The 26,947-nt window shown below is 33.3% G+C and carries 26 protein-coding genes; 21 read left to right on the forward strand and 5 right to left on the reverse strand.

Annotated features, from left to right (window positions below; translation table 11 throughout):
• The first annotated feature begins 144 nt into the window (after nt 1-144).
• The 4 genes from C4S29_RS09830 to C4S29_RS09845 all read left to right on the forward strand — a co-directional run bounded on the left by C4S29_RS09830 (nt 145) and on the right by C4S29_RS09845 (nt 3,048).
• Entirely contained in the window at nt 145-1,149 is a 1,005-nt protein-coding gene (locus C4S29_RS09830; protein WP_103913908.1) for a LuxE/PaaK family acyltransferase, read from the forward strand.
• A 4-nt stretch (nt 1,150-1,153) separates the two neighbouring features.
• Nucleotides 1,154-1,693, forward strand: a complete 540-nt coding sequence (locus C4S29_RS09835) for a hypothetical protein (protein WP_103913909.1) — start codon at nt 1,154-1,156, stop codon at nt 1,691-1,693.
• A gap of 125 nt (nt 1,694-1,818) precedes the next feature.
• On the forward strand, nt 1,819-2,205 hold the full coding sequence (locus C4S29_RS09840) for an START-like domain-containing protein (RefSeq protein ID WP_103913910.1): 387 nt from the start codon (nt 1,819-1,821) through the stop codon (nt 2,203-2,205).
• 60 nt (nt 2,206-2,265) lie between these two features.
• On the forward strand, nt 2,266-3,048 hold the full coding sequence (locus tag C4S29_RS09845; RefSeq protein ID WP_103913911.1) for an aminotransferase class IV: 783 nt from the start codon (nt 2,266-2,268) through the stop codon (nt 3,046-3,048).
• Nucleotides 3,049-3,208: 160 nt separating this feature from the next.
• Here the strand turns inward: C4S29_RS09845 and C4S29_RS09850 are convergent, their stop codons facing one another.
• Nucleotides 3,209-3,757: a YqgE/AlgH family protein gene (locus tag C4S29_RS09850; protein WP_103913912.1), complete on the reverse strand. Its 549-nt coding sequence runs from the start codon at nt 3,755-3,757 to the stop codon at nt 3,209-3,211.
• 22 nt (nt 3,758-3,779) lie between these two features.
• Here C4S29_RS09850 and pdxH point away from each other — a divergent pair, with 22 nt between their 5' ends.
• Nucleotides 3,780-4,424 carry a pyridoxamine 5'-phosphate oxidase gene (pdxH, locus tag C4S29_RS09855; RefSeq protein WP_103913913.1) on the forward strand — a complete coding sequence of 215 codons (645 nt, stop codon included), beginning with the start codon at nt 3,780-3,782 and terminating at the stop codon, nt 4,422-4,424.
• A gap of 46 nt (nt 4,425-4,470) precedes the next feature.
• Here the strand turns inward: pdxH and C4S29_RS09860 are convergent, their stop codons facing one another.
• Complete coding sequence (locus C4S29_RS09860) at nt 4,471-4,761, reverse strand: HU family DNA-binding protein (RefSeq protein ID WP_103913914.1); 291 nt, start codon at nt 4,759-4,761, stop codon at nt 4,471-4,473.
• 374 nt (nt 4,762-5,135) lie between these two features.
• Between C4S29_RS09860 and panD the strand changes: the two genes are divergently transcribed.
• The 9 genes from panD (at nt 5,136) to murB (ending at nt 13,960) form a co-directional block, all read left to right on the forward strand.
• Nucleotides 5,136-5,486, forward strand: a complete 351-nt coding sequence (gene panD / locus C4S29_RS09865; protein WP_103913915.1) for an aspartate 1-decarboxylase — start codon at nt 5,136-5,138, stop codon at nt 5,484-5,486.
• 3 nt (nt 5,487-5,489) lie between these two features.
• The gene (locus C4S29_RS09870; protein WP_103913916.1) at nt 5,490-6,521 is read left to right on the forward strand and encodes a lysylphosphatidylglycerol synthase transmembrane domain-containing protein; all 1,032 of its coding nucleotides are present in this window, start codon (nt 5,490-5,492) and stop codon (nt 6,519-6,521) included.
• Between the two features lie 491 nt (nt 6,522-7,012).
• Complete coding sequence (locus C4S29_RS09875) at nt 7,013-7,696, forward strand: AbiV family abortive infection protein (RefSeq protein ID WP_103913917.1); 684 nt, start codon at nt 7,013-7,015, stop codon at nt 7,694-7,696.
• Between the two features lie 30 nt (nt 7,697-7,726).
• A complete protein-coding gene (locus tag C4S29_RS09880; RefSeq protein ID WP_103913918.1) occupies nt 7,727-8,299 on the forward strand; it encodes a hypothetical protein in 573 nt (190 codons plus the stop codon).
• A gap of 455 nt (nt 8,300-8,754) precedes the next feature.
• A complete protein-coding gene (locus tag C4S29_RS09890; RefSeq protein ID WP_103913920.1) occupies nt 8,755-9,006 on the forward strand; it encodes a C2H2-type zinc finger protein in 252 nt (83 codons plus the stop codon).
• 58 nt (nt 9,007-9,064) lie between these two features.
• Nucleotides 9,065-10,768, forward strand: coding sequence for a DUF262 domain-containing protein (locus tag C4S29_RS09895; protein WP_103913921.1), 1,704 nt, complete (start codon nt 9,065-9,067; stop codon nt 10,766-10,768).
• 554 nt (nt 10,769-11,322) lie between these two features.
• On the forward strand, nt 11,323-12,525 hold the full coding sequence (locus C4S29_RS09900; protein WP_103913922.1) for a pyridoxal phosphate-dependent aminotransferase: 1,203 nt from the start codon (nt 11,323-11,325) through the stop codon (nt 12,523-12,525).
• Between the two features lie 51 nt (nt 12,526-12,576).
• A complete protein-coding gene (locus tag C4S29_RS09905; RefSeq protein ID WP_103913923.1) occupies nt 12,577-12,927 on the forward strand; it encodes a four helix bundle protein in 351 nt (116 codons plus the stop codon).
• Between the two features lie 4 nt (nt 12,928-12,931).
• Nucleotides 12,932-13,960, forward strand: coding sequence for a UDP-N-acetylmuramate dehydrogenase (murB, locus tag C4S29_RS09910; RefSeq protein WP_103913924.1), 1,029 nt, complete (start codon nt 12,932-12,934; stop codon nt 13,958-13,960).
• A gap of 297 nt (nt 13,961-14,257) precedes the next feature.
• Here the strand turns inward: murB and C4S29_RS09915 are convergent, their stop codons facing one another.
• A complete protein-coding gene (locus C4S29_RS09915) occupies nt 14,258-15,004 on the reverse strand; it encodes a molybdopterin-dependent oxidoreductase (RefSeq protein ID WP_103913925.1) in 747 nt (248 codons plus the stop codon).
• A complete protein-coding gene (locus C4S29_RS09920) occupies nt 14,994-15,677 on the reverse strand; it encodes a cytochrome b/b6 domain-containing protein (RefSeq protein WP_103913926.1) in 684 nt (227 codons plus the stop codon). Before C4S29_RS09920 ends, C4S29_RS09915 begins: the two co-directional genes overlap by 11 nt.
• Nucleotides 15,678-15,848: 171 nt before the next feature.
• Here C4S29_RS09920 and C4S29_RS09925 point away from each other — a divergent pair, with 171 nt between their 5' ends.
• The 3 genes from C4S29_RS09925 (at nt 15,849) to lnt (ending at nt 19,276) form a co-directional block, all read left to right on the forward strand.
• A complete protein-coding gene (locus C4S29_RS09925; protein ID WP_103913927.1) occupies nt 15,849-16,310 on the forward strand; it encodes a DUF5362 family protein in 462 nt (153 codons plus the stop codon).
• A 76-nt stretch (nt 16,311-16,386) separates the two neighbouring features.
• Nucleotides 16,387-17,415, forward strand: a complete 1,029-nt coding sequence (locus tag C4S29_RS09930) for an LLM class flavin-dependent oxidoreductase (RefSeq protein ID WP_103913928.1) — start codon at nt 16,387-16,389, stop codon at nt 17,413-17,415.
• Nucleotides 17,416-17,644: 229 nt separating this feature from the next.
• Nucleotides 17,645-19,276: an apolipoprotein N-acyltransferase gene (gene lnt / locus C4S29_RS09935; RefSeq protein WP_103913929.1), complete on the forward strand. Its 1,632-nt coding sequence runs from the start codon at nt 17,645-17,647 to the stop codon at nt 19,274-19,276.
• 51 nt (nt 19,277-19,327) lie between these two features.
• On the opposite strand, the gene C4S29_RS09940 is transcribed toward lnt, so the two are convergent.
• Nucleotides 19,328-20,323: a helix-turn-helix domain-containing protein gene (locus tag C4S29_RS09940; protein WP_103913930.1), complete on the reverse strand. Its 996-nt coding sequence runs from the start codon at nt 20,321-20,323 to the stop codon at nt 19,328-19,330.
• An 889-nt stretch (nt 20,324-21,212) separates the two neighbouring features.
• Between C4S29_RS09940 and C4S29_RS09950 the strand changes: the two genes are divergently transcribed.
• The 4 genes from C4S29_RS09950 (at nt 21,213) to C4S29_RS09965 (ending at nt 26,861) form a co-directional block, all read left to right on the forward strand.
• A complete protein-coding gene (locus C4S29_RS09950) occupies nt 21,213-22,595 on the forward strand; it encodes an RCC1 domain-containing protein (protein ID WP_103913932.1) in 1,383 nt (460 codons plus the stop codon).
• Nucleotides 22,596-22,698: 103 nt separating this feature from the next.
• Complete coding sequence (locus tag C4S29_RS09955; protein ID WP_146063303.1) at nt 22,699-23,532, forward strand: hypothetical protein; 834 nt, start codon at nt 22,699-22,701, stop codon at nt 23,530-23,532.
• A 190-nt stretch (nt 23,533-23,722) separates the two neighbouring features.
• A complete protein-coding gene (locus C4S29_RS09960) occupies nt 23,723-23,938 on the forward strand; it encodes a hypothetical protein (RefSeq protein ID WP_103913934.1) in 216 nt (71 codons plus the stop codon).
• Nucleotides 23,939-24,065: 127 nt separating this feature from the next.
• The gene (locus C4S29_RS09965) at nt 24,066-26,861 is read left to right on the forward strand and encodes an L-type lectin-domain containing protein (RefSeq protein WP_103913935.1); all 2,796 of its coding nucleotides are present in this window, start codon (nt 24,066-24,068) and stop codon (nt 26,859-26,861) included.
• Nucleotides 26,862-26,947 lie beyond the last annotated feature (86 nt).

Below are 26,947 nucleotides of genomic sequence, written 5' to 3' on the forward strand. Positions count from 1 at the left end.
AGATTTTGGTAAAATATAACAATATTATTAGTTGGAAGTTTTTATTTAAAATATTTTTTAGAATTTGTAATTCCGAAGGAATGCTGTTATTATAACTAAAGTCTAAAGCAAAAATGTGAACACCGAAGGTGTGAAATAATTAAAGTGAAAGATATTTTCAACATAAAAACCGAACAAGAATTCCAGCAAAGATGCTTGGAAACATTCCGCTATCAATATGAAAACGTTGAAGTTTATCAAAAATTTGTAGATTTTTTAAATATTGATATTTCAAAAATTGATGAGGTTAAAAAAATTCCCTTTTTGCCAATTGAAATGTTCAAAAACCACCAAATTTTAGATAAAAATAAACCCGCAAATTTATATTTTCAAAGTTCTGGAACGACTTTGCAAACACGAAGCAAACATTGGATTGCAGATGAAAATTTGTACCAAGAAAGCATCATTCAAAGTTTCGAGCAGTTTATTGGCAAAACAGAAGATTATATTTTCCTCGGACTTTTACCCAATTATTCTGAAAACGAACATTCTTCCTTAATTTATATGGTCGATTTTCTGATGAAAAAATCAGGTAAAATTGAAAATGGTTATTTTCTTTATAACCACCAAGAACTGTTTTATTTGCTTAAAAAACTGTCCCAAGAAAACAAAAAAGTGATTTTGTTTGGCGTTTCGTTCGCGTTGTTAGATTTTCTGGATTCCACTCTATCACTCAATCAGTCAATCACAAAATCACCAAATCTTACAGTAATCGAAACCGGCGGAATGAAAGGTAGAAAGGAAGAAATGACAAAAGATGAATTATTAAAAATTTTGAAAAATGGTTTTAAAACCGAAAAAATTTACTCCGAATATTCTATGACAGAATTGCTTTCGCAAGCTTATTCTTTGGGAAATAATCTTTATGATTGTCCACCTTGGATGCGCATTTTAGTTCGAAACACAGAAGATCCTTTTTCCTATGAATCGGCTGGGAAAACGGGCAGTTTAAATATTATTGACTTGGCAAATCTTCATACCTGCAGTTTTATTGCAACGCAGGATTTAGGTAAAATAATTGAAAATAAATCAGAAAATAATTTGCAATTTCAAGTTTTGGGAAGAATTGACCATTCCGATATTCGTGGTTGCAGTTTATTAGTAAGTTAAAAAAATGGTTAAAGTAGAAGAATTAACGCACGCTTTTGTTTCAAAATTTTGTGATTTTGAGCGGCATTTGGTTTTAACGAATCACTTTCACACGGATTGGGAAGCCGATATTTTAATTATTGATAAAGAAGGAATTAGCCATGAAATTGAAATTAAATTATCTAAAGCCGACTTTAAAAATGACTTCAAAAAATCTTACACCAACAAAAATTCTAGCGAGAAATTTTTGAAACACGACAAAATAAAAGGCGGCGATTACGTTTGCAATTATTTCAGTTTTCTGCTTCCGATGGGAATGGTAGATTTAAAAGAAATCCCTGAAAATTGTGGTATAATCGAGTTTTATCACAACCCAGATTCTTGGGAAACCGAGTTTTTTGAAATTCGAGAACCTCACAAAATACACGAAGATTCTTACTGGAAACTAATTGATAAAGATGCATTTATGAGAAATTTATCTAAAACCCTTTTGTTTAAAAAATTTCAAGTAAAAGGTAAAAAGGAAGAATTGATTTTTAAAAATTATTACCAAAATAAAATTTAATCTCTTATATTAAAGAATATTAAATTTCCTGAAATATTTCATTTAAAATTAACTTTAAATTTGTGTTTATTTTTTTTATATATAAAATTAATTTATATATTGCGAGCAATTAAAAGGAAAGATGTATGACGAAAATTAAAGTGCAGTACGAATTTACAATGCACTGCCTTTCAGAAATTTTATACGAGTATATGGCGAGCGCAGAAGGCTTGGCAGAATGGTTTGCGGATGAAGCAGTAGAAAGAGGTGACGATTTTTATTTCTCTTGGAACGGCGGAATGGAAGAAAAAGCAACATTGATAAGGTATAAACCTGAAAGTTTTGTACGCTTCCGATGGGAAGAAGACGAAGGTTCGAAATATTTTTTCGAAATGACGATTGTGATAGACGAAATCACAGACGATTTATCTTTAAATATTACCGATTTTTGCGAAGAAGACGATAAAGAAGAAAACAGACTATACTGGGAAAATCTAATTGAAAATCTCCGCTTGAAATTAGGCGCAACATAATTCTAAAAGTGGTAATTTTTTATCACTTTATTTTTTTACTTAATTTTAAAATTTTTATTGATGAATGCTGACTTGCAAAACAGAGCCTTTCTATTTGGTGATGCGGTTTGGGTGTCTTTCTATGTACGAAATAGCGCACTTTTTTTAGCGGAAGAATGCTATTTTTTCCTCATGTCTTCTATGCGAAAAATGCGCATGCATATTCCGGTAGATTATACTTTAGAATATTTCCAAAACTATTTTCAAACTGAATTTTTAGATAAAAATTGCCATGAAGGCATTATTAGAATGATGGTTTATCGCAATTCTGACACCGCAAATTTAGCAAAAGCAGGCGTTTCAAATTTCTGCGAGTTTATAAAAAAAGATGATATTTTAAACATTGAGAAAAATATTGAAGTGGATTTAATTAAGGAAATAAACGTCAATAATAATTTGTTTAGTAACATTTACACGCATTCTCCCGAAAATATTTACGCTGAAATTTATGCGCAAGAAAATGATTTGGATGATGTCATTCTTTTAAATCCACAAAAAAGAATTGCAAGAAGTAGCAACGGAAATTTACTTTTTTTATCAGAAAAAAGCGTGAAAATACCAAGGCAAACAGAAGGCGCTTACATTTCTCCATTGATGGAATCTTTCGTTACTTTTTTACACAAAAGCAATTCTGCCCGAATAGAAGAAGTTGAAATGATGGCCTTTGAATCCCAAAAATCAGAAGAAATTTTATTGATTTCTGAAGCAAAAGGCATTTTTTCTGTTTCCAAAATTAGAAATCGAAAATTTGGAAACGACAGATTCTCCGAAATGCTAAAAAATTGGAAATTAAGTTTAAACTAAAATTGACAAACTCGGTAAACAACCAGTTTATTAGTTCTTCACCGAGTTTTAATTTTTTTTAAAACAATTTCTTTAGTCCAAAATGTTTTAATGTTATATACCCAATAAACGTTTATAGTCTCTTAAAAAGTGTTTAAGAAAATCCTAAATTTTTGTTAAATTAATTCATACTTACATCTTCTGGCGCATTTGCCCAAAGCAAATATTCGCCACCCAGATTTTGCATCATATTTTTCCACAAACTTTGGTCGTTTGGCGAGGTATAATCTAAATTGTAAACATCCACAATCGTCCACATTTTGGCCTGCAATTCCGTTTCAAGCTGCATACCCGCCCAACCGGAATATCCAGAAAATATTTTGATGTCTTCCTTCGCCACTTTTCCTTCAGTATAAGCATTTATAACAGAAGTGAAATCTTCTGTCAGAAAATATTGGTCGTTAATAGGAATGCTTATTTCAGATACTTTTAGGCCATTTACGATAAAAAATAATTTATCAGTTTCCACCGGTCCACCGTCATAAACTTCAATAGGAAAGCCAAAAAGGTGTAATATTTTTTTGGATGCTTCCGGATTTTTCTTATTTAAAATTAAGCCAAATGCACCATTTTCATTATGCTCGACTACCAAAACTACAGATCGTGCAAAAACATCACCAGAAATATCGGGCGTGGAAATTAAAATTTTACCTTTGCAAGAATAATTCATATTCAAAAATAATAAATTTTCTATGGAAAACCTTTATGATAAACGAAAAAATTACGAGAAAGCAGAACTTTTAGAAAGTGAAATAAAAAATTCACCGGTAGAACAGTTTAAAATTTGGTTCAATGAAGCAGAATCTTCGCCTGAAATATCCGAAGCAAATTCAATGTCTATTTCTACAGTTGATAGTGACGGATGCCCAAGAACGCGGATTGTTTTATTAAAATCTTACGACGAACACGGATTTGTATTTTTTACCAATTACGACAGCCAAAAAGGAAAATCATTGATTGAAACAGGAAAAGCCTGTCTTCATTTTTTTTGGCCCAATTTAGAACGACAAATATGCATAAAAGCAACTATTGAGAAAGTTTCAGAAAAAAATTCTGAGGACTATTTTCACTCGCGTCCGCGCGGAAGTCAGTTGGGAGCAGTTGTTTCGCCGCAAAGTTCTGAAATCCCAAACCGAGAATATCTACAAAATAATTTAAAAATATTAGAAAAAGAATTTGAAGGCAAAGAAATTACACGTCCCAAAAATTGGGGTGGTTTTAGAGCAATTCCTTACGAGATAGAATTTTGGCAAGGCCGACCAAATCGTCTTCACGATAGAATAGTGTATAGAAAAACAGAGGGCGAAAATTGGAGAATTTCACGTTTAGCACCATAAAAAAATGCCGCTTTTGAGCGGCATTAATATTTTTTAAAATAAGAAATTATTTCTTTTTTGCACCCATTACGGCGTTCGCCAAGTCAGAACCTGCTTTAAATTTTGCAACGTTTTTAGCGGCAATTTTTATTGGTTGTTTAGTAGAAGGATTAATGCCTTGTCTCGCTGCTCTATGTGCTACAGAAAAAGTACCAAAGCCTACTAAAGAAACTTTACCGTCTTTTTTTTGTAAGGCTTTTGTAACGTTGGATACAAAAGATTCTAATGCTTTTTTTGCTGCTACTTTGGTGATGTCTGCATCACTTGCAATTGCATCAATTAATTCGGATTTGTTCATAATAATACTGTGTTTTAAAGTTAGTTTTTAAAAATGACATTAAGCAAATATAATACATTTTTAATAATACGCAAACATTTTTACTGTTTTTAATTAAAAATTCAGATGATTGATAGAAATAAATGCTAAATCATAATTTTGGAAAAATACAGTTTGTGGCGTTGAAGTCTTGCTTATTTGTAAGTGTACATTATCAATACTCAATTTATTAAGACTTAGGATAATTTTTCCTAAATTATTGATTTCGCATTTTTAGTATTAATTTTTTACTTAAAATATCACTAATATTTTTTAAAACTATTTCAAATTATGACCTGCGAAAATATAAGTAAAACCTTCTATTTGCAATAAACAATTTTATGTAAATTTGCGCCATGTTATTAGAAATTTTTAAATCCAAGATTCATCGTGTAACTGTCACCGAATCTGATCTTAATTACATCGGAAGCATCACTATTGACGAAGATCTTTTAGATGCGTCTGGTATTTTAGTTGGCGAACGCGTTTTTATTGTAAACGTCAATAACGGCGAGCGTTTTGATACTTATGCCATTAAAGGTAAAAGAAAATCTGGCGAAATTTGTCTCAATGGCCCTGCTGCTAGAAAAGTACAAAAAGGCGATATCATTATCATTATGTCTTACGCACAAATGACGCCCGAAGAAGCAAAGTCGTTTCAACCGAAAATCATTTTCCCGAATGAAAATACCAATCTTTTAACCTAATTAATGGACGATCTAAAGAAGAAAAATCCCCTAAAAACTTTTCTTACCATCCTAATTTCTTTAGCCATCGCGGCGGTTTTTTTGTGGTTGGCTTTTAGAGGTTTAGAAATTGATAAAGTTTTAAAATCATTAGAAAACGCCAATTATTTCTGGGTTTTTGCAGCCATGCTTTTTGGTTTGGGAGCGTATTGGTTTCGCGCCATTCGGTGGAATTTATTGCTGGAACCAATGGGTTATAAAATTTCAAATTCCAATGCTCTTTGGACGCTTTCTTTCGGTTATTTAATGAATCTCACCATTCCCAGAAGTGGCGAAGTTGCCCGCGCAACAGCACTTTACGGCGTAGAAAAAGTGCCTGTAGAAAAATCTTTCGGCACCATTATTTTAGAAAGAATTGTAGATTTAATCTGCATGATCTTATTTTTAGGTTTGACTTTAATCTTTAAATTTAAAGCCATTTCTTCCTTTTATACATTCGCCACTTCGCAAAAATCAGCAGACGCAAAAACGTCGTCTTCCCTTTTATATTATATCTTGGGCGGTATTTTTCTGCTTTTCTTTTTGCTTTTCTTTATTTTTAAATCTAAACTTCAAGCGTTTTCTATCTATCAAAAAATCGCCAATTTTGGAAAAGGAATTGTAACCGGCTTAAAATCTATTTTCCACCTAAAGCAGAAATTCAAATTTATTTTTCTTTCACTTGCCATTTGGGTTTGCTATTTTTTCGCCACCTATTTGGTTTGTTTTGCACTTCCAGAAACCGCAAATTTTACCATTGCAGACGGCTTTTTCATCATCGTTGTTGGCACTTTGGGCATGATGGTTCCGGCGTCTGGTGGGATTGGCGCGTTTAATTTTGCAATGAAAATCGGTTTCACGGCACTTTTTCTTTCAATGGGTTTAAACCCAAAAACTGGTGCAGAAATCGGTTTGGTTTACTCATTTATTTCTCTGCCTTTGCAAATTTTCATCATGTTCGTGATGGGCATCATTTCCATTCCGATGCTTGCAAAAGCGCGTAAAATTAAGATTTAGAAGCAAGACAGTTTTCGCTTCTTCGAAGATGAGTCCCGTGTTCCGCTATATCCCGCCGCGGCGGGGATGCCGCTTCACCCGGGGCTAAAAATTTCGGGTGTTTTTTCTTTCGACGAGAAGAAATTTTCGTAAAACAAAAAATAATTCATCTGTTTGCGGTTTACCGCAACTGCCATTCAATCCTTTTTTATATCTTTGATATTATATAAAAGTATGACAATTGTCATACATATCTCCCCGAATTTGGGTGTTTATGTATGGTTTTGTCATACATATATACAAGTTGGGAAAAATCGCCCTTCGGGACGATTTTTCCCAACGTACGGCTCGGCTTCGCCGACAGTTGTGAAACCATCGTTGCATTCGCACGACGTTTTCACAACTGTCGCCTTTGACGCATTCTGAAAAAGAAGTTTTCAACTTCCTTTTCAGAACGACGACAAAGCCGAGCCGTACGTTGGCAGTAATTGTAAAACGCTCATCTATTAAACATGAATCTAAAAAAAGAAGAACTCTTAGAATTATTCAACAGTTCAATTGATAATGCATTTTACATGTATGAATGCTCAAGAAAAATTTTGTTTGAACTTGAAAAAAATAAATATCCAAGTTTAGGATTAGCCGAATTATCTTTAGAAGAGTTAGGAAAATCTTTTAGTTGTTTAGCATATTATTCCAAAGCGCAGAATCTTGGTGATTGGAAAGATTTCTGGAAAGAATGGAGAAATCACGATATAAAAGCTCATAGAGCATTTTTCTATGAATTCTTCTGTCTATTAAGGCTTGAGTTAGAATATGAGAATGAAGACGAAGCTTTAGAATTTCCTTCGGTTAGGGGAAATTTTTCAAAAGAAAAAGAAGCAAGTTTTTATGTTGATATTGATAAAGGTAATCGGAAAATTCATAAACCTGAAAATGAAATTTCAGATGAAGAATGTATAAGAAGAGTTACAAGTCTATCGGGCTTATTTAATGCTGCGTTTTATATTAAAGATTGGTTTGCAGAAAATCCGAATGAAAATTTCAGAAATGCAATTTCAGATTATGCGTATAGAACTATATCAACCGAAATGTATCAACAAGATGTTTTAGATACTTTAAAAGAAATGAAAGGTGAAAATGAAGAATACAATAGAGCTTTGAAAAAAATTGAAATGTTATTTAATCCCGAATAAAGAAATCAACAACAGCATAAAAATCAGAATATGACAGAAAAATTTACTTTAAGAGATATTCTCGTTTATACACTTTTAGGATTAATAGTTTTATTTTTTACTTATTTATATTATCCTTTTGAAATTGGTTCTATCATTAAGGATTCAAAAGACTATTCGGATTTAACCGTTTTATTATTAATTCCTATTTCATATCTAATTGGACATATTTTGATGAGTTTAGATGATGTGATTTTCAATGGTATTTTAGTGCGTTTTTTTCCAAAAGAAAAGCCATTAAAAAACAAATACTGGAAGTTTTACAATTTCTTTTTTTTTGGTTACCGAAATATAGGAATTCGAAATAAAGAAGAAATAACAAATGAAACATTTCTAAAAACTTGTGATAAGTTAATTACAGAAAATAAATATGAGAAAGCAGAATATTATCAAGTAATGAGCGACTTATTTAAAGGTATCGTCCTAATTATATTCATTAGCATTGTTTTCGACATTTATCTCTGGCGTTTTGAATTTTGGAAGCTAATATTAATTTTCTTGATTTGGTATAGAGCCAAAATGTTTTCAGCTTATTATGTTAGAATGATAAAGCGGAATATATAAAAACAACTACTGCCAACACACGTTTTGCGCTATTGCGAATTTTGTGCAAGCCGGACATTTTTCTTTCGCAAGAAATATTATCTTTAACAGAAAATAATTCGTTCCGAAGCTCGCAACAGCGCAAAGCGCGGGAACGTTGGGAAAAATCGCCCTTCGGGACGATTTTTCCCAACGTACGGCTCGGCTTCGCCGACAGTTGTGAAACCATCGTTGCATTCGCACGACGTTTTCACAACTGTCGCCTTTGACGCATTCTGAAAAAGAAGTTTTCAACTTCCTTTTCAGAACGACGACAAAGCCGAGCCGTACGTTAGAGCCAATGCAAAGAAAAAAGACACGCAGACAGATTTTGAGACAACGACATACTTTGACGTAGACTTGACATATTTTTGAATTTTTAAAATAGGGAAGCCGAAAACTAATCAGAGTAGGCGTAAAACATAAAAACTAACAAAATGGCAGAATTTTATTGTAAAAATTGCGGTTACAAAGCATCAAGTGTTTCTAGTCTTACAAGTCATACTTGCAGCCGACACCCACTTGGACCAAACAAAGGTAAATGCGAATTGTATGAAGGAAGTGTAAAAAGCAAATATACCTGCAAATATTGCGGTTATAGTGCTTCAAGCATTTCAAGTTTGACAAGTCATACTTGTTCAAAACATCCAAGTGGAGCAAATAAAGGAAAATGTTCACCAGCAATGTAACAAACAAATAATTGGCAGGGCTTGCCCTGCCAATTATTGTTTTAAATTTTAAATTTTTATGGAAGCATCAACAACGGTAAATAAAATGTTAGCAGGGAACAAAATATTTGTTCCGACTTATCAAAGGGCATATTCTTGGGATACGGAATTTGATAAAAGTAAAACTCAAAAACACGTGAATGTGTTTTTAACAGATTTAGAAGATTATAATAAAAGTTCGGCTTCAACACCTTACTATTTTGGTCATTTTCTATTTGAAGAAAAATCCGAAAGTAATTTTGGAGTTATAGACGGACAGCAAAGACTAACAACAATTGTTATCTTTCTTTCTGCTTTATTTTCAAAGTTAAAATCAATTCGGACTTTAACCGAAAATGAAGAAGTGCTTTTTGAAAATATGATTAAGCGTAAATCAAATTACATTTTTTCAACCGTTGATTATGACAATCAGTTATTTAAAGACTATGTTATTGACCAAACCAAAAAAAATAAAAATGGTTTGGAAACCGAATCAGCAAGACGAATAGTTAATGCGTTCGACTTCTTCACAAAAGCCTTGACCGACAAGTATGAAGTGTATTTGTCGAAAATGCTGAAAACTGTAAATGAAGCATCTTGCTCAACACATCCAGTTAAAAATGAATCCGAAGCGATTCAAATGTTCATTTTTCAAAACAATCGTGGCAAAAAGCCTTCAAACTTGGAAATTATAAAAGCCCAGTTTATGTTTAATGTTCACCTATACGGTGGAGATGAAAAAGATAGTTTGATTGATGAAATAAAAAACCGTTTTGAGAAAATATATAAATCAATTTCGTCTATCGAATACAAAATCGATGAAGATGATGTTTTAGTTTACACATTACGAGTTCATTTCAATTCACTTTGGGAATCAAATGCAATTGACAAAATCAATAAACTATTATCAGAAAACAATCCAATTCCTTTCATCAAATCATTTACAAACTCGCTTGCAGTTAGTTTTGAGCATTTGACTACATTTTTCGGCAAAGACGAAAGAGAAAATATTGAAATCCATTCATTAATAACATTAGGTGGTTTTGCAACAGCAATCCCATTTGTTATTAAGGCTTATTCTTTCGGACTGCAAACAAAAGAAATTTGCAAAATTTGTTCATCAATGGAAGCAATGGTTTTACGCCACAGACTTATTGGGACAAGAGCAGAATTAACATCAAGAATTAATGATGTATATCAAAAATTCACATCAGAGCAGCCAGACGTTAAACCGATAGTTGACAGAATTGAATGGATGAAAAATATACCAAATGATTCTTGGTGGTGGGCGTATTGGAATAAAAACGAGTTAGAAAAAGCAATTCAAGGCGGAATGCATCATTCAACAGCAAAATTCTTGCTTTGGAAATATGAGAATCACCTTGAAAATCAAGGTAAAAATGGATATTCCCTAACTCGTTTTGACAATATTGAAAGCCCAGAATTAGAACATATTGCACCACAGACCCCGACAAATGGAGAACCAATTGCAGCAGGTTATTGTGAGTATGATGAAGAGTTCAGAAACCAATATATTGACTGTTTAGGAAATTATTTACTTCTTTCTAAATCACACAATTGTTCGGTTGGAAACAAACCATTTAGCGAGAAAAGAAATTCGTATAACCATCTTGGACAACAAAGAGAAATTCAAAAAATGACAGCGGAATCGGAAATTTGGGACAAAGAAAAAATCAGTCTGCGTAAAGACAAAATAGTGAAATTTATACTTGAAAACTTCTAAGAAAATAATGCACATGGCTCTAACAAAGGCTATATGCAATAAGGGTTTCAGTGGTAATTCAAGCATTCTACCCCGCTCAAAATTCGGTGTAGGTGGACAGGAAAGTAGCCCGCAATCCCTTACTGCATATAGCCTCAACCGTTGGGAAAAATCGCCCTTCGGGACGATTTTTCCCAACGTACGGCTCGGCTTCGCCGACAGTTGCGAAATCACGCTGTCGCACGAATCCTTTCGTGTGGTCATAATATAAATCTTAAAAGCCAAATCTCAAAAGCCACACGATGCAATCGTGCGGCAATTAACGTCGGCAAAAACTCTCAATTTATTTCAACATAATTTCCGTCCCTTCAAAAAAAGCGATTCCCCACTTTCTAGCCCGGATTGACTCAATTATTTATATTTTTTTATTTGAATCGTCGAAACTCGTTCCTCGTTTTGCAGCGGCATCCTTTCCGCTTGCGGAAAGATATAGCGGAAAGCCGGACTCAATTTCTAACAGAAAAACCTTCGGCTTGCTCCTAAAAAATTCTTAAATTTGTAGAAATTATTTTGTTATGCCGAAAATTTCGCAGCGTGCCGCAGAAATGCCCGCTTCACCGATTAGAAAACTGATTCCCTACTCTATTGAAGCCAAAAAAAGAGGGACAAAAGTGTTCCATTTAAACATCGGGCAACCCGATATTGAAACACCCGAAACGGCCCTGAATGCTTTAAAACATATCGATCTAAAGGTGTTGGAATATTCACTTTCTGAGGGAAATTTAGAATACAGAACGGCGCTCAATACATATTACCATTCTTTGGGTTTTGAAGATCTGACGACCGATAATTTCATTGTAACCAACGGCGGTTCGGAAGCCTTAAATTTTGCAATTTCCACCTTGTGTGATGCAGGTGATGAAATCATTATTCCGGAACCTTACTACGCGAATTACAACGGTTTTACAAGTGCATTTAATGTAAAAGTGGTTGCAATTCCTTCCTCTATTGACACAGGTTTTTCCTTGCCGCCGATGGAAGATTTTGAGAAAAAGATCACCGAAAAAACACGCGCCATTATTATCTGTAACCCGGGAAATCCGACAGGTTATTTATACACGAGAGAAGAATTACAAAAATTAGCAGAAATTGCGGTGAAACACGATATCGTCATTATTTCTGACGAAGTTTACCGCGAATATGTGTATGATGGAAAACAACAGATCTCGATGTTAGAATTTCCAGAACTTGCTGAAAACTGCATTGTCATTGATTCTGAATCCAAACGTTACAGTATGTGCGGCGTGAGAATTGGTTTTATGGTGACGCGTTCCAAAAAAATCCACGATGCGGCGATGCTTTTTGCACAGGCGAGATTGAGTCCGGTTTTAATTGGACAAATTATCGCAACCGCAGCGCACCAAAATGATAGGGATTATATTTTGAGCGTTCGGGAAGAATACACCAAACGCAGAAATCTAATGGTCGATTTACTCAATGCAATTCCCGGTGTGATTTGCCCAAAACCAAAAGGCGCTTTTTATTGCGTGGCAGAATTGCCGGTTGACGACACGGATAAATTTGCACAATGGCTTTTAGAAAAATATTCCCGCAACGGCGAAACCGTGATGGTTGCACCAATGGGCGGTTTTTACAGCGACCCGGAATTGGGAAAAAAACAGGTTCGAATGGCTTATGTTTTAAAAGAACAAGATTTAAGACGAAGCGTGGAATTGTTGAAAGATGCGCTTTTGCAGTATAATTCGGTGGAGATGTGAGATGCTAGATTTGAGATATGAGACGTGAGATTTTAGATTAATAAATAATAAATGCATAATTTTCAAAAATTAATATTTTGGCAGAAATCAATGGATTTGGCGAAAGACGTTTATTTGCTTTGTCAAAAATTGCCAAGTGATGAAAAATTTGGTTTGGTTTCGCAAATGAAAAGATGTGCAATTTCAATCCCGTCAAATATTTCTGAAGGTGTAGGCAGAAATGGAAATAAAGAATTTAATCATTTTCTTGGAATTTCAATCGGCTCTTCTTGTGAATTGCAAACACAATTAATATTATCTGAAAAATTAGGACTTGTAGAAAATCAATCCATTGAAGAATTATTAGCCTCTGTAAATGAAATTCAAAAGATGATTTTTACATTTATGAAAACATTAAATTAGTCTAATGTCTAAAATCTCAAATCTCAAATCTCTCAAAAACTACAATACATTCGGAGTTGACGTATTGGCAAAATATTTTGCGGAAGTCTTTTCTGTGGAAGAATTAATTGAAATTTTAAAAAACCATCAACCGACAACCGACAACCGACAACCATTAATTCTCGGCGGTGGTAGTAATATCCTTTTTACCAAAGATTTTGACGGTTTGGTAATTCAGTTGAATTTAAAAGGAATTTCAGAAGAAATCATTAATGAAAATGAAGTTTTAGTGACCGCAAAAGCAGGCGAAAATTGGCACGAATTGGTGCAATATTGTTTGGCTAAAAATTATGGCGGATTAGAAAATTTATCTTTAATTCCGGGAAATGTGGGCACTTCGCCGATGCAAAATATCGGTGCTTACGGCGTGGAAATTAAAGATTCTTTTGTGAGTTGCAAAGTTTTAAATCTGAAAACTTTAGAAGTCGAAACGTTTGCCAAAGAAAAATGCGATTTCGGTTACCGCGATTCAATTTTCAAAAAAGAAGGCAAAGGAAAATATGTGATTCTGGAAGTGACTTTTAAACTGACCACAAAAAACCACCTCATCAAAACGGAATACGGCGCCATAAAAGTGGAATTGGAACAAATGGGAATTGAAAACCCGACAATTCAGGACGTTTCAAAAGCGGTGATTGCGATTCGGGAAAGTAAATTGCCCAATCCAAAAATCATCGGAAATGCAGGAAGTTTTTTTAAAAATCCAACCATTTCCAAAGACAATTATTTAGAATTAAAAGAAAAATTTGAAACCATTCCCGGTTTTCCAAATGAAAATGGAATTAAAGTTCCAGCAGGTTGGCTGATCGAACAATGTGGCTGGAAAGGCAAACAGATTGGAAATGTGGCGAGTCATAAAGACCAATCTTTAGTGATTATCAACGCGACCGGAAAAGCAACGGGCAAAGAAATTTTTAATTTTTCACAGATGATTATTGATTCTGTTTTGGAAAAATTTGGGATTTTATTGGAACGCGAAGTGAATATTATTTAAAATTTTGATCTTACATTCTTTTGCCTTGAAGCAAAAGAACCAAAAATTCAAGACTGGAAACTCACCTAAAAATTAAACTTCTTTCCTAAAATTTCCAAACTCGGGCGGAAATTTAATTTATTTTTTTGTAATTGGCTTTTTGCCGCCACTCAAACACTGGAAATTTCTTAACGGAAAAAAATTTAATTTTCTTAACGGCTCCGTTTCCTAGGTCATTTGAAAATACTTACATTAAATTCGACTTAAAATTTTAAAAATCTACGTCATCCGCAAAATCAGCGAGAGAAAAATCTTTAGTTAAAATCCGCAATAATAATCATAACCTCTTTCATACCAATAATCTTTTGGGCGCTCGTTTGAGAAATAAATATTGCCAATTCTCTTCAAATGTTTGACGCCATATTTTACGGGAATAATTAAGCGAATTGGATAACCTTGGTTGGCCGGTAACGGTTTTCCGTTCATTTCATAAGCCAAAATCGTTTGTGGCTGAATCATACTTTTATGATCAATTCCCACGTAATATTTTTTATCCGGCGTGCTCATTCCTACGTAATTCAAAGAATTTTCATTTTCCAAATGGTATTTTTTAATAAAATCTGTAAACTTCACGCCGCTCCAATTGGTGATTTGGCTCCAACCTTCAATGCATTTAAAATTAAAAGTAACATCAGTTTTCGGTAATTTCTTAAGTTCATCAACGCTCACTTTTAATGTGTCGCCATTGTTTTTAATGACATTAATGAAATAATTTTCACGATCGGGCGCAGTTTCAATTCCAACATAGCCATTCACACGGACATTTTGCGCGGCTTCACTTTTATCAAAAACCCGCGTTTTTTTGTCTGGACTGAAAACTTTATTCGCTATTTTTTCATTAAAATCTAAAGTTTTGCGCAAAGTTGTGGGCGTTCCATTTTCCTTGTTTTCGGCTTTCAACTTTTTAAAAAAATAAATTCCGCCAAAAATGAGGACGATAAAAACAAGGAAAGAAATAATTGAATTTCTTCTGATATAGGCTTTAGAAACGGATTTATTCTTCATCTTTAATGTTTTTCTTTCTATTAACTTCAAAACCTCGAACCATTGCGGCAAAATTTTGCCAACCTGCTAAAATCACCTGTATTACATGAACCAGAAAAAATAAGCAGAACAAAATGGTTAAAACAAAATGGATAATTCTGGCGTTTGCATAACCACCAAAAATAAAAGTCAACCAACTTAACTGAACTGGTTTGTAAATCGCCAATCCGGTAAGTAAAGAACCGAGCCCCATCACGATTACCGAAGTGTAAGCAATTCTTTGTGCGGCGTTGTATTTGGTTTGTTCGGGTTTGGTTTTTCTTAATTTTAAATCGTATAAAATGACTTGAAAAGATTCTTTAAAGGACTTTTTTTGCGGCAAAAGCAACTTATATTCTTTAGAAAATAATAAATATAAAACGTAGAAAATACCGTTAATAAAGAAAAACCACATAAAGAAAAAGTGAAGATTCATCCCTTCTGCCAAGCGATAGGGAATTCCCAGCGCTTTGAAAAATTCTTTCGGGAAAAAGTGAAATAAAACCGTGTCGCCAATTTTAATATTATAAACACTACTTGCCCAATAAATCAGCATGCCACTCCAAATCATTAAGGACAAAATGGGGAAATTTATCCAATGAAACCACCTGATTGCAAGCGGATGTTTTTCAATAATTTCTTCTTTTTCATTCATTTTGAAGTATTTATACAAAAGTAAAGGTAAAATAATTTACTAAAATTTTTAAATAAAAGTTTTTATTCCTATTTTATTATTGACAATTTAACCCTAAAATAGTTATTTAAATAGTTTTTCAATTTAATTTTATATTTTTAACAGATAAAATAACCATTAAAAAAAATTATTATGGAAGAAAAATCTCATTTTGAAAAATTCGATGACCTTAGTTTAAATACCTCAATAAAATCTTTTCTAAAGGAAATTGCTAAATGGGCAAATTTTCTCTCAATTATAGGTTTTATCGGTATTGCGTTTATCGTTGTATTTGCTGTCTTTTTTATGATGTTCGGATTTGGTTCCTCGGTTATGAGTAGTAGGTTTGGCGGTGGGTTTATGGGTGTGGGTATTGCAGTATTTTATTTGCTTATAGGGCTTTTATATTTTATGCCGGTTTACTACTTAAATCGCTTTGCAAGTAATATGAAAACTGCATTAAACACTAATGATGATCGCACTTTAACTGATGCCTTTCGATATTTAAAATCACATTACAAGTTTATTGGGATTTTTACACTTGTTATTTTAGGGTTTTACGTTCTGATTTTTTTGTTTGGGATTTTAGGCGCGGGAATGAGTTTATTCCATTAAAAAATTTTGATTTTGAATTGATTTTGCCCTTCTGTCACAAAAATTTATTTGGTTCAAAATTTGTGAAACTTATTTCATGAAAAATACTGAATTAAAAATTTCTGTTTTAGACTTGGCAACGGTGAAAGAAAACCGAAGTTTAAAACAAACTTTTAATGAAATTTTAGAAACTGCGCAACATATAGAAAAATTAGGCTACGAACGTTTTTGGCTTGCAGAACACCACAATATGGCAAGTATTGCGAGTTCGGCCACTTCCGTTTTAATTGGTTACGTGGCGAATGGAACGAAAACAATACGTGTTGGTTCTGGCGGAATTATGTTGCCCAATCACAGTTCTTTGGTAATCGCGGAACAATTTGGAACCTTGGAAAGTTTATTTCCCGGAAGAATAGATTTAGGAATTGGAAGAGCGCCCGGAACAGATGGTTTAACCGCGCAGGCTTTGGGAAGAAATCCAAGTAACATCAACCAACATTTTCCAAGTCAAATTTTTGAACTGCAACATTATTTTTCTGCAGATAATGCTTCTGCAGCCGTTCGCGCCATTCCCGGCGAAGGACAAAATATTCCAATTTATATTTTGGGATCAAGTGCTGAAAGCGCTTATTTAGCGGCAGAACTCGGATTGCCTTACGCTTTTGCCGGACATTTTGCTCCAGAAATGATGCGCGAAGCGTTTTATATTTACAGGGAAAATTTTCAACCTTCAGAATATTTAGATAAACCTTATGTAATTGCTTGTGTTAATGGAATTGCTGCTGAAACTGAAGATGAAGCAAAATCTGTAGCAACCACACTTTATCAAGCATTTTTAAATATCATTAGAAACGACAGAAAACCTTTTCCAGCGCCATCAAAAGATATGGATGAAATCTGGAATCCGATGGAAAAAGCCGCCATTCTGCATAAATTAAAATACAGTTTCATCGGAAATCCTGAAAGTATTGAGCAACAAATAAAAGATTTTCAGGACACTTTTCATGTGGATGAATTGATGGTTACATCGCATATTTACAGCCAAGAAGCAAAATTAAAATCTTACGAGATTTTAAAAAAAGCGGTTAATAATCTGAATAAAGAATTGGTAAAGTCCTTTATTTAAAAAAATTTTAAAATTTTTAAAATACAATTTTGTCATTCCGTAGGAATCTTAGCGGTTGAGATTCCTACGGAATGACAAAATGGTTTTAATTTAGAAATCTTTAAAGAGTAAATTTTCGTAATTTTACGCTCAAATATTTTTATGAAATCGCCTTTAAATATTGTTCAAAAATGATGTTTAATTCGGACAGGCGATAACATATGTTTTTTAAAAAAATAAGTAAATACATATGAAATACCTCATTCTCAGTCTCATTTCCGGTGTGCTTTTAAGTCTTTCTTGGCCCACTTACGGCATTCCGTTTTTTATATTTTTCGCCTTTGTTCCTTTGCTCATGATGGAACACGACATTTCAAAATTCAGCAAAATAAAAAGAAAATCCTTAGCGGTTTTCGGTTTGAGTTTTTTGTCTTTTATGATTTGGAATATCTTCACCACTGGTTGGCTTTACAACGCTCTAAATCCAGACGGAAGCCATTCTTTAATGGCAGTTATTTTCCCGGTTTTGTTTAATTCTACGGTTATGTCTGTTACATTTTTAATTTATCATAAATACAAAAATGCTGCAGGAACTTATTTCGGATTGGTCTTTTTTGTCGCGATTTGGATGTCGATGGAGCAATTAACTTTAACTTGGCAATTTTCTTGGCCCTGGCTCAATTTAGGAAATGCCTTTGCAGATTACCCAAAAGTGATTCAATGGTATGATACTTTTGGCGCAACAGGCGGCACTTTTTGGATTTTGCTCATTAATGTTTTTGCATTTTATACATTTAGAATTTGGGAAGCCGGAAGAATTCCTAAAAGTTTATATAAAAATTTGGCCATTCTATCCGTCATTATTTTTATACCTATTTTAATTTCTGTAATTAATTACAATAGCTTTGATGAAAAACCAATCGGCGAAGTAAAAGTAGATTTATTGCAACCAGAACTCGATCCTTATTCCGAAAAATATACCACAGATAGTCTCACAATCACAAATGATTTATTAAAATTAGCCGAAGTAAAACCGGGCGCAAAAATAGATTATTTCATTGCACCAGAAACGGCACTTCCCGGCTATGGCTCTATTTCTGAAACAGGTTTTCAGCAAAGTTTGATTTTAAATAATGTAAAAGATTTTTTAAAAAACCACCCAAATTCTATATTTGTTACCGGTATTTCTTCCCACAAATTCTATCCCAACGAAGAATCAAAATCTGAAACTGCTTATCTCAACCCGCAAGGTTATTACGTGGACAGTTTTAATTCTGCCGTACAAATAATGCCCAATAAAAACGTAGAAGTTTACCACAAAGGAAAACTCGTTCCTGGCGTAGAAATGTTTCCCTACATCAATATTTTAAAGCCAATTTTGGGCAATGCGATGATAAATTTGGGCGGCACAACCGCTTCTTTGGGAATGGATAAAACCCGAAAAGTTTTCACAAATCCTTATAACAAAGGAAAATTAGCCCCAATCATTTGCTACGAAAGCATTTATGGCGATTACGTTACACAATATGTGAGAAACGGCGCTAATTTTTTAGCCATTATGACCAACGATTCTTGGTGGGGATTTTCGCAAGGTCACAAGCAATTGATGGCTTATGCAAGACTTCGCGCCATAGAAAACAGGCGGGAAGTAGCGCGCTCTGCAAACAGCGGAATTTCTGCACACATCAACGCTCGCGGCGACGTTTTGTCAGACACCATTTATGGCGATCAAACCGCGCTTCCAGCAACAATTCAACTCTATAATCAACTCACTTTTTATAGCAGAACAGGCGATTTACTCGCTAGAATTTGCATGTTCACACTCGGATTTTTGGTTATTTACTATTTCGGTGAAAAATTTCTAGCAAAGAAAAAACATTAATAATAGACAAGTTTTAAAAGAGGAAACAAAGCAAATTCCTTTTAAAATGGATTAATTTTTTTTGATGGTAGAAATATTTTTTAGATATTCCGAAGGTGTCATCTTTGTAACTTTTTTAAAAGCTCTATTAAAAGTTGACTGGTGCTTAAATCCAGCTTGTGAATATAAGTACGCGAGTTTGTATCTTGTGTAGTTTTTATTATGGATTTCATTTTTTAAAAATTCTATCCTATATGAATTTACAAAATTGTTAAAATTCATTTTTGCATTTAAATTTATGGCTCTAGAGATGTAAGTGCTGTTAGTTTGCAGACTGTAAGCTAAATCTTGAATGTTATAGTTTGCATCCTTCCACGGGATGGTGGTTTTAAAATGCTGCTCTATTTGCTTAAACAATTCATTATAGAAAATAACATCTTTTTCTTCGTAATCCGTTTCGCTTATTTCGCTTACACTCAAAGCAGAAAAGTTTAAATTTTGATCCTGTCTTTTCTTGTATTTACTATTATATTTTGATTTTAGTATTAAAGTATTGTAATAAAATATAAATCCAAGAATAATAGCAAAAGAAACAATAGTTTTAATATTATCATAGGCTGCATTTTCTTTTGGAGGAGATAATGAAAATAAATCATTAAAAAAAAATATTGTTAAAAATATGGCTAAAGCAGATGCAATACTCCAATAGATTACCACTTTTCTTGAAAAGATCGTATAAGTTCCAAAAGGGAAAAGAATAGTAAGAAAAAGTGTAGCTGGGTTTGAATTCCAATTTAGCAAAGAAAAATACCAAAGAAATAAAAAAACTACTATTAAATATGGAGTTACTAGTGGATTGATAATTTCAAAATCTAACTTATAAATTACTGTAACGACAAATAAGTCACAAACAAATGCAAAAAAAAGAGTCTTGTATAGGATATTATTTTCTAAATATAGCCAAAGTATATTAAATGCCAATATGAATAGTAAAACATAATGAAAGTGGATAAAATATCTTTTCAATAAAGCTTTTTCTTCAAAAACATTATTATTAGAACTATCCATAAAAATTATTTAATTGAAAGTTTAAAAAGCATTAAAATGTATTGTTACTGCAAATATAAATGTAAAAAATTCATTTATAGTACTAATACAATAAACTAATTTAGATATTGCATTTATAACCTATTAATAATCAATTAGTTTGATAAATATCAACACATTTCGGTAATCAAAAAAAATTATAAAAATTAGTTTACGATAAACCATATTTTTACGTAAATAAATAATTTAATAATGTTTCCTAATAAAAAAAAGAATTTACTAATTAAAATCTTAAAGATTTTAATGATAAATGCTTTACGGAGAAATATTATTTTAAGGAAAAAAGCGAGTAATGTTTCAAAAATAGATAACGTAAATTTTGGAAACAACATTTCTATTATAAATAGGGCTTTTGAAAATGATTTGGAAGATGTTTTTGGTGCAATAAAAAAAACTGTGGTAGGAAGAAAACTAATTAATTACAACAAGTTTTATTCTAATAAAAAGATAGTAAATAGAAAAAAGATTTTTAAAACCCCTATTGAACCTATTTTTAACAGAAATGCTCTATTTAAAATATATGATTTAATTGAATTGAATTACTATAAATTATTTTGTCGAGAAAACGTCTATTCTAAAAACACATTTTTATTTTATTTAAGCGATGAGAATTGCGCAAACTATAACTCGAAAATTACATTATTAAAGGTATTCGAGTTTTCGCAAAGAGCCCCACCTATTAGTTTGAATAGTAAGTATTTATAAATTCAAATTAATACCAAAAAAAGTTATGAAAAAGAGAACTATCATCGTTATATTAAGTTTACTATCTGTCTTACTTTATGGACAAGTAGGGATAAACACGGCAAACCCACAGGGAGTTTTGGATATCAAAAACAAGGCAAAGAAAATGGGATTGGTAATGCCTATTGTAGATTCTGCACAAGTAACAACTACCCCTGCAAACTCTACAGCGGTAGAAGCTACTGTAGTGTATGACTCTTTGAATCAATGTATTAGATACAAATCAGCGAATGAATGGTCAAATTGCCTGCTAGACAAAGACCAGGTAAAAAATGAGATTAGTGTATCTGTAATTGGAAAGGAATTTTGGTTATCTTCACCCCCTTCTCCAAGTTTAAGTAGTTATTATAAGAAACCAACGACTTCAGGAGATTACTTTTCACTTTTTACCTATACAGGAAACTCAACCTATCTCTATGGTGCTGGAAATTCTTGGGCAACTGGAAGTAATGGCACGGTGAATCCTGCAAATAAAAGATATAATATTAAACCTTCTTATGTATTAGCGGGTTCTGGTAGTTCTTTTATTGTAGCTGATGGCAAATTATACGTGTCTGGATCAAACACATATAGGCAACTTGGTGTTGCTGGAACATCTTGTGCCACTTGTGATGTGCAAGGCTTTAAAGAAGCACCAATGCCATTTAGTTATGCAGATGAAAAAGTGCTTTCTGTAGCAAATATAAATGGAAGCGCCACTACAGCATTACTAACCGACAAAGGAAATGTTTACACCACTGGATACGGATTGTATGGACATAATGGCAACGGAACAACGGCAAATCAGACTGCTTTCACTAAAGTGACATCGCTTTCCAACATTGTAGCATTGTTTGGAAACGATCAAAACAATCTTGTATATGGAATGTTCGTTGCAATAGACAAAGATGGTAAAATATTTGCTTGGGGAAGGCATTATTACAATTATATTCCTGGGTTTAGTCTTACTCAAGTTGTTTCTACTCCTGTAGATATAACTTCTGCCTTTACACCATTTTTATCTTCTGGAGAAAAAATTGTAAAAGTTTCAATATCTTATTATCAAACCATAGCATTAACCAATACCGGCAAAGTTATTGTGGCTGGAGAAAACTATAGAATAGGTTATGGTACTGGTATCGTAAATACATTGACTGCGGTAACCCCATTTACTCTTAATGCCGGAGAATATGTAGTAGATATGGAAGCAGATTCTGGTGGAGGAATAATTGCCACAAACAAAAGAATATTTGTGGCAGGACTTAATCCATTCGGTAGATTTGGGACAGGAGATGCTTCAACCAAATATTCGTGGACTCCTGTGTCTATACCTGATTTAGATCCTAGTTGGAATATTGAATATATTGATTTGGCAACGAATCGAACATTTATTACAATGGCACCAACACTTTCAGATGGAGGCGGAAGAATTTTGGGAAGTGGTTCTAATATTTATGGCACTTTAGGAAGTAATAATTCCTTGTACCAATTCAAACTTATGAAATTCTAATTTAACTGGTAAAACATAAGTACGATTTGTTTTACCAGATTTTCAAATTTAAAAACAATAAAATATTAAAGCTATCAAATAAACAATTACAAGTTAACACAAAATGAAAAAAAACCTTTTATTAGTGAGTATGTTTTATTACTCTCTATCATCTAGTCAAGTGGGTATTAATACTGAAACACCATCAGCTTCTCTAGATTTAGTTTCTAAAGGAAATACTAGTGCCACAAAGGCTTTAGAAATAAATAACAGCAGTTCTAAGGAATTATTTACTCTTCTAGACAATGGCAATCTTGGAATAAACGCCCCCGTTCCAACTGCTATTTTACATACAGATGGTACCGTAAGACACGAGAATCTTCCTACCAACAATAATAATATTAATTTCTTAACAACAGACAATAGCGGAAATGTAGCTTTAAGACAAGGAAGTTCACTTTTCCCAACTTTTGCAAGCGGAGGTGGTAAAGCAGATGCAATTTCAACAGTTACAGTAGACGCTACTATAGGAAATCCTGGTTTGGTAAATTTAATCACCCCGATTTCTGTGAATCTCACAAAACGCTCCTTGGTAAATATCAATTATACCGTTACTTATAACATTTCCACCATTACTCCTTCAGGAAATCCACCTACAGCTACCAATAAATTTATTGGTGTAATATTATCTATGCCAACAGCTGCTGCAGGAAGTGGCTTTAGCAATAATGATATTTTGGACATTACTTCTTTTCCCTACAAAGCAAAAGTAGGCAATGATCTTACAGGATTATATTTTTTAAATGGAAGTAGAAGTTTGTTGTTAACTCCAGGTAATTACACATTTTTGTTAAAATCATATCTTAGTGTGAACAGTGATGATACCTCTGGATTTAGAGTTATTTATGGACAGGGATCAAACGATGTGTTAGATATCGTTGTAACCCCACTACAATAGTACTTTAAATATTTATTAACATATTACAGCACGTTATATTGTATTTCAGTTTTTATCGGATAAAATTTTTGCATGGGTTTTCTAAAAGTTAATTAAAATGATTAAAATTCCCAAAAGAGAATTTATCCCTAAGTTCATTAGAAATCCATGTTTTACTATAAAAAGAGTGTTACCAAACATTTTTCACTAAATGGATAATCCAAATTTGCACGAAAAAACCAACGAAATTGAAGGCTATTTTAGTCACTTTGAAAATCATCTAGATTTACATTTAGATTTGATTTTAAAATACAAAATCAATTACTTCAAAAGGTATGTATATTTCTCTACTGAAAATGAAGTATTTTTTAGTCATAAAGTTCATCCAATTATTTATGGAAAAATGATGAGAAAAACCTATCTCTGAAATAATTGTATTGAATATAAAATTCAATGCTCAACTATTAGTTTTAGATTTATTAATGCTCAAATATTTGTATTTGTTTAATTATTAGGTCAAAAAATTACTTTATAAAAAATATTAGCAGTAAAAAATGAAAAATATTATCTTTCTCTCTTTAATAATTGTGTTTAGTTTTATTGGAACTACTATTAAAGCGCAACAGGTTACCTTTCCTTATGATGGAACCAATAACCTAACTCAAACTACGACAGGAACTATTAACCAAGGCATACAAATTAACTTTAATGATCTTGATGTAGTTAATAACTTTTATACTGAAAACCAAACCACCATTTACATGTATATTGCTCTAGAAACAGACAATGTTTTGAGTACATGGGAATATCCTTATGGAGACATTAACAATACCTCTACTTTAATTGCTGTGCCATTAGTAGCCGATACAAATTCAGGAGCAAGCCCAAATTATTATTCTGTAACAATAAATCCACGCCAATATTTTACAAGCGTACCAGCAGGAACTACAGTCTATGGATATCACCTTTTATTTCGAAATCAATTTGGAACAGGAGGCAATAATCAAACTGTAAATTTATACATTGATTTACAAGACGCTGTTTACTCTTCAACATGTACAGGGGGAAATGGTAATTATGATGATGCAGACTGTGATGGCGTTTTAAATATAATAGATCTAGACGATGATAATGATGGTATTCTTGATACGGTAGAATGTACTACTACTGTTGGTTCTGTTTATGCTAATGAAAACATGACCACTGCTCCTTCTACGGATATGAGATTAGATGGCGTTGCTGGATGTTCATCTGGAACAGCAGACAATGCTGATGGTAACCCTAATAGAGCGGGAACCTATAAGTTGAGCAATGGTAATATGACCAATTATTCTTGGGGAACACCTACTGGAATTATCTCAGGAGCTGTACCATCTTATGCTAGTGCAAATGCTCCTTCTGGTGCATATATGATAATTAATGCATTTGGTTCTTCGGGATTGTGGTGCGAATCTATAACCGCCAATTTAAATGGAAATAGTACCAGTTCAGAATTGGTTTCAAAAACGTTAAGTGCTGTTGCACCAGGTCAATATAAATTAGGAGCTTTCTTTGCGGAATTAACTAATACAAATCCTGAAACCGCTTCCTATCAATTTGTTGTTAAAAATGCTTCCACAGGAGTTGTAATTGCTACAAAAACTTTATATAATATTACCCAGAATAATAAAGGATGGCAGTATAATGAAACCGATTCATTTACAATTACCTCACCAACTGACCTAATCATTTCCGTACAACAAACAGTAAATAGAGATACTGGAGCTGATATTGCAATGGATAATTTCACTCTATATCAATTTACGTGTAATACAGACACAGACGGCGATGGCATTCCAAACTATTTAGATTTAGATTCAGATAATGATGGGTGCTTGGATGCAATTGAAGGTGATGAAAATGTTGCAACGGCAATGTTAGTTAATGTAGGCGGAACCTTAACAGTAGGAACAGGTTCTTCGGCAAATAATCAAAACCTATGTGCAGGAAGTACTTGTGTAGACGCAAACGGAGTTCCAACTGTTGTAAATTCTGGAGGAGCAGCGGATATTGGTGCAGACCAAGGACAAGGTATTGGAAATTCTCAAACAGTTGGTTCTGCAAGTAGTATTACCACTCAACCAACAAATAAATCAATTGTAGCAGGGAATAATACAAGTTTTTCAGTGGTTGCTTCCGGAGGTTCAGGAACTAGACAGTACCAATGGCAAGTAAGTATTGATGGTGGAGTTACATATTCTAATATTTCTAACGCAGGGGTTTATTCTAATGCAACCACCAGCACATTAAATATAACAGGAGCAACAGTAACCATTAACGCTTATTTATACAGAGTAATCATTACTCAATCTGATTATGCTTGTGCAAATGTAACCAGCAGTTCTGCTCTGCTAAATGTTTTCGCCTGTGGAGGCACTAGCGAATATACATTAGCAGGAGATGCTACTATAGATTCGGGAAATATTCGTATCACAAGAGCTGTTAATGACCAATACGGAACGGCCTGGTCTAATATTAATTACAATCTCAACAATAATATTTCTCATTCCTTCAAAGTATATTTAGGAACCAATAATGCGAATGGAGCAGATGGTATGGCCTATGTAATTAGAGGAGTGGGAAGTGCTTCTTCTGGGTTAACAGGTAGAGGATTGGGATATGGTGGAATTACACCTTCCGTAGATTTAGAATTTGATACTTACCAAAATGCCGACTTGGGAACAAATGATCCTGCTGCAGATCATTTATCTTTACATCATAACGGAGATTATAATTCTACTGGAATTATCCCCGGAACAAGTGATGTCCTTTTAAGTAATATAGAAGATGGACTTTGGCATGATGTTACCGTGAATTGGGACGCCACCACAAAAAATTTGAGAGTTACTTTTGATGGAATTGAAAGATATAATATTACTAGAGATTTGGTGGCTTTAGATTTTGGAGGAAATCCGAACGTAATTATAGGAATGACGGGATCAACAGGAGGATTTAATAATGAACAAAGATTTTGTCCAAGTCCAATTAATATCACTTCCCTTGCTTGCTACAAACCCGCCACCACAGGAGCAGAAGCATTACCAACAATCCACGGAATTACCGCTTTAGGAAGAGCAGGTACAGATAATGGAAATTGGCCTATGGCAAGAAATGGAGCTTGGACTGCTTTAGAATCCAAAACCAAAGGATTTGTAGTGAACAGAGTAGCAAACCCATCCACAGATATTGCAAGCCCAGTAAAAGGAATGATGGTTTATGACACCACAAATAATTGTTTATCTATAAATACCGACGGAACTACAACAGGTTGGAAATGCTTCAATACCCAAACCTGCCCTACTGTAAATTAAAGCATCCACTTTGTCAAAGTTGTAAAGTTTCAGCAAAATAACTTTGACAAAGTTTTTTCAAAATAATTAAGGAAAAATGAATCGCA

Origin of the sequence: Halpernia humi (assembly GCF_900108025.1) — a bacterium.
Lineage (GTDB): Bacteria > Bacteroidota > Bacteroidia > Flavobacteriales > Weeksellaceae > Halpernia > Halpernia humi.

What these genes read in the sequence shown, in the direction of transcription:
- C4S29_RS09900 (WP_103913922.1), top strand. Translation starts at nt 11,323, where the DNA reads ATGCCGAAAATTTCGCAGCGTGCCGCAGAAATGCCCGCTTCACCGATT.
- C4S29_RS09850 (WP_103913912.1), bottom strand. Translation starts at nt 3,757, where the DNA reads ATGAATTATTCTTGCAAAGGTAAAATTTTAATTTCCACGCCCGATATT.
- panD (WP_103913915.1), top strand. Translation starts at nt 5,136, where the DNA reads ATGTTATTAGAAATTTTTAAATCCAAGATTCATCGTGTAACTGTCACC.
- C4S29_RS09930 (WP_103913928.1), top strand. Translation starts at nt 16,387, where the DNA reads ATGAAAAATACTGAATTAAAAATTTCTGTTTTAGACTTGGCAACGGTG.
- C4S29_RS09925 (WP_103913927.1), top strand. Translation starts at nt 15,849, where the DNA reads ATGGAAGAAAAATCTCATTTTGAAAAATTCGATGACCTTAGTTTAAAT.
- C4S29_RS09960 (WP_103913934.1), top strand. Translation starts at nt 23,723, where the DNA reads ATGGATAATCCAAATTTGCACGAAAAAACCAACGAAATTGAAGGCTAT.
- C4S29_RS09915 (WP_103913925.1), bottom strand. Translation starts at nt 15,004, where the DNA reads ATGAAGAATAAATCCGTTTCTAAAGCCTATATCAGAAGAAATTCAATT.
- lnt (WP_103913929.1), top strand. Translation starts at nt 17,645, where the DNA reads ATGAAATACCTCATTCTCAGTCTCATTTCCGGTGTGCTTTTAAGTCTT.
- C4S29_RS09920 (WP_103913926.1), bottom strand. Translation starts at nt 15,677, where the DNA reads ATGAATGAAAAAGAAGAAATTATTGAAAAACATCCGCTTGCAATCAGG.
- murB (WP_103913924.1), top strand. Translation starts at nt 12,932, where the DNA reads ATGTCTAAAATCTCAAATCTCAAATCTCTCAAAAACTACAATACATTC.
- C4S29_RS09965 (WP_103913935.1), top strand. Translation starts at nt 24,066, where the DNA reads ATGAAAAATATTATCTTTCTCTCTTTAATAATTGTGTTTAGTTTTATT.
- C4S29_RS09905 (WP_103913923.1), top strand. Translation starts at nt 12,577, where the DNA reads ATGCATAATTTTCAAAAATTAATATTTTGGCAGAAATCAATGGATTTG.
- C4S29_RS09875 (WP_103913917.1), top strand. Translation starts at nt 7,013, where the DNA reads ATGAATCTAAAAAAAGAAGAACTCTTAGAATTATTCAACAGTTCAATT.
- C4S29_RS09890 (WP_103913920.1), top strand. Translation starts at nt 8,755, where the DNA reads ATGGCAGAATTTTATTGTAAAAATTGCGGTTACAAAGCATCAAGTGTT.
- C4S29_RS09880 (WP_103913918.1), top strand. Translation starts at nt 7,727, where the DNA reads ATGACAGAAAAATTTACTTTAAGAGATATTCTCGTTTATACACTTTTA.
- C4S29_RS09860 (WP_103913914.1), bottom strand. Translation starts at nt 4,761, where the DNA reads ATGAACAAATCCGAATTAATTGATGCAATTGCAAGTGATGCAGACATC.
- C4S29_RS09835 (WP_103913909.1), top strand. Translation starts at nt 1,154, where the DNA reads ATGGTTAAAGTAGAAGAATTAACGCACGCTTTTGTTTCAAAATTTTGT.
- C4S29_RS09950 (WP_103913932.1), top strand. Translation starts at nt 21,213, where the DNA reads ATGGGATTGGTAATGCCTATTGTAGATTCTGCACAAGTAACAACTACC.
- C4S29_RS09840 (WP_103913910.1), top strand. Translation starts at nt 1,819, where the DNA reads ATGACGAAAATTAAAGTGCAGTACGAATTTACAATGCACTGCCTTTCA.
- C4S29_RS09955 (WP_146063303.1), top strand. Translation starts at nt 22,699, where the DNA reads ATGAAAAAAAACCTTTTATTAGTGAGTATGTTTTATTACTCTCTATCA.
- C4S29_RS09845 (WP_103913911.1), top strand. Translation starts at nt 2,266, where the DNA reads ATGAATGCTGACTTGCAAAACAGAGCCTTTCTATTTGGTGATGCGGTT.
- C4S29_RS09870 (WP_103913916.1), top strand. Translation starts at nt 5,490, where the DNA reads ATGGACGATCTAAAGAAGAAAAATCCCCTAAAAACTTTTCTTACCATC.
- C4S29_RS09940 (WP_103913930.1), bottom strand. Translation starts at nt 20,323, where the DNA reads ATGGATAGTTCTAATAATAATGTTTTTGAAGAAAAAGCTTTATTGAAA.
- pdxH (WP_103913913.1), top strand. Translation starts at nt 3,780, where the DNA reads ATGGAAAACCTTTATGATAAACGAAAAAATTACGAGAAAGCAGAACTT.
- C4S29_RS09895 (WP_103913921.1), top strand. Translation starts at nt 9,065, where the DNA reads ATGGAAGCATCAACAACGGTAAATAAAATGTTAGCAGGGAACAAAATA.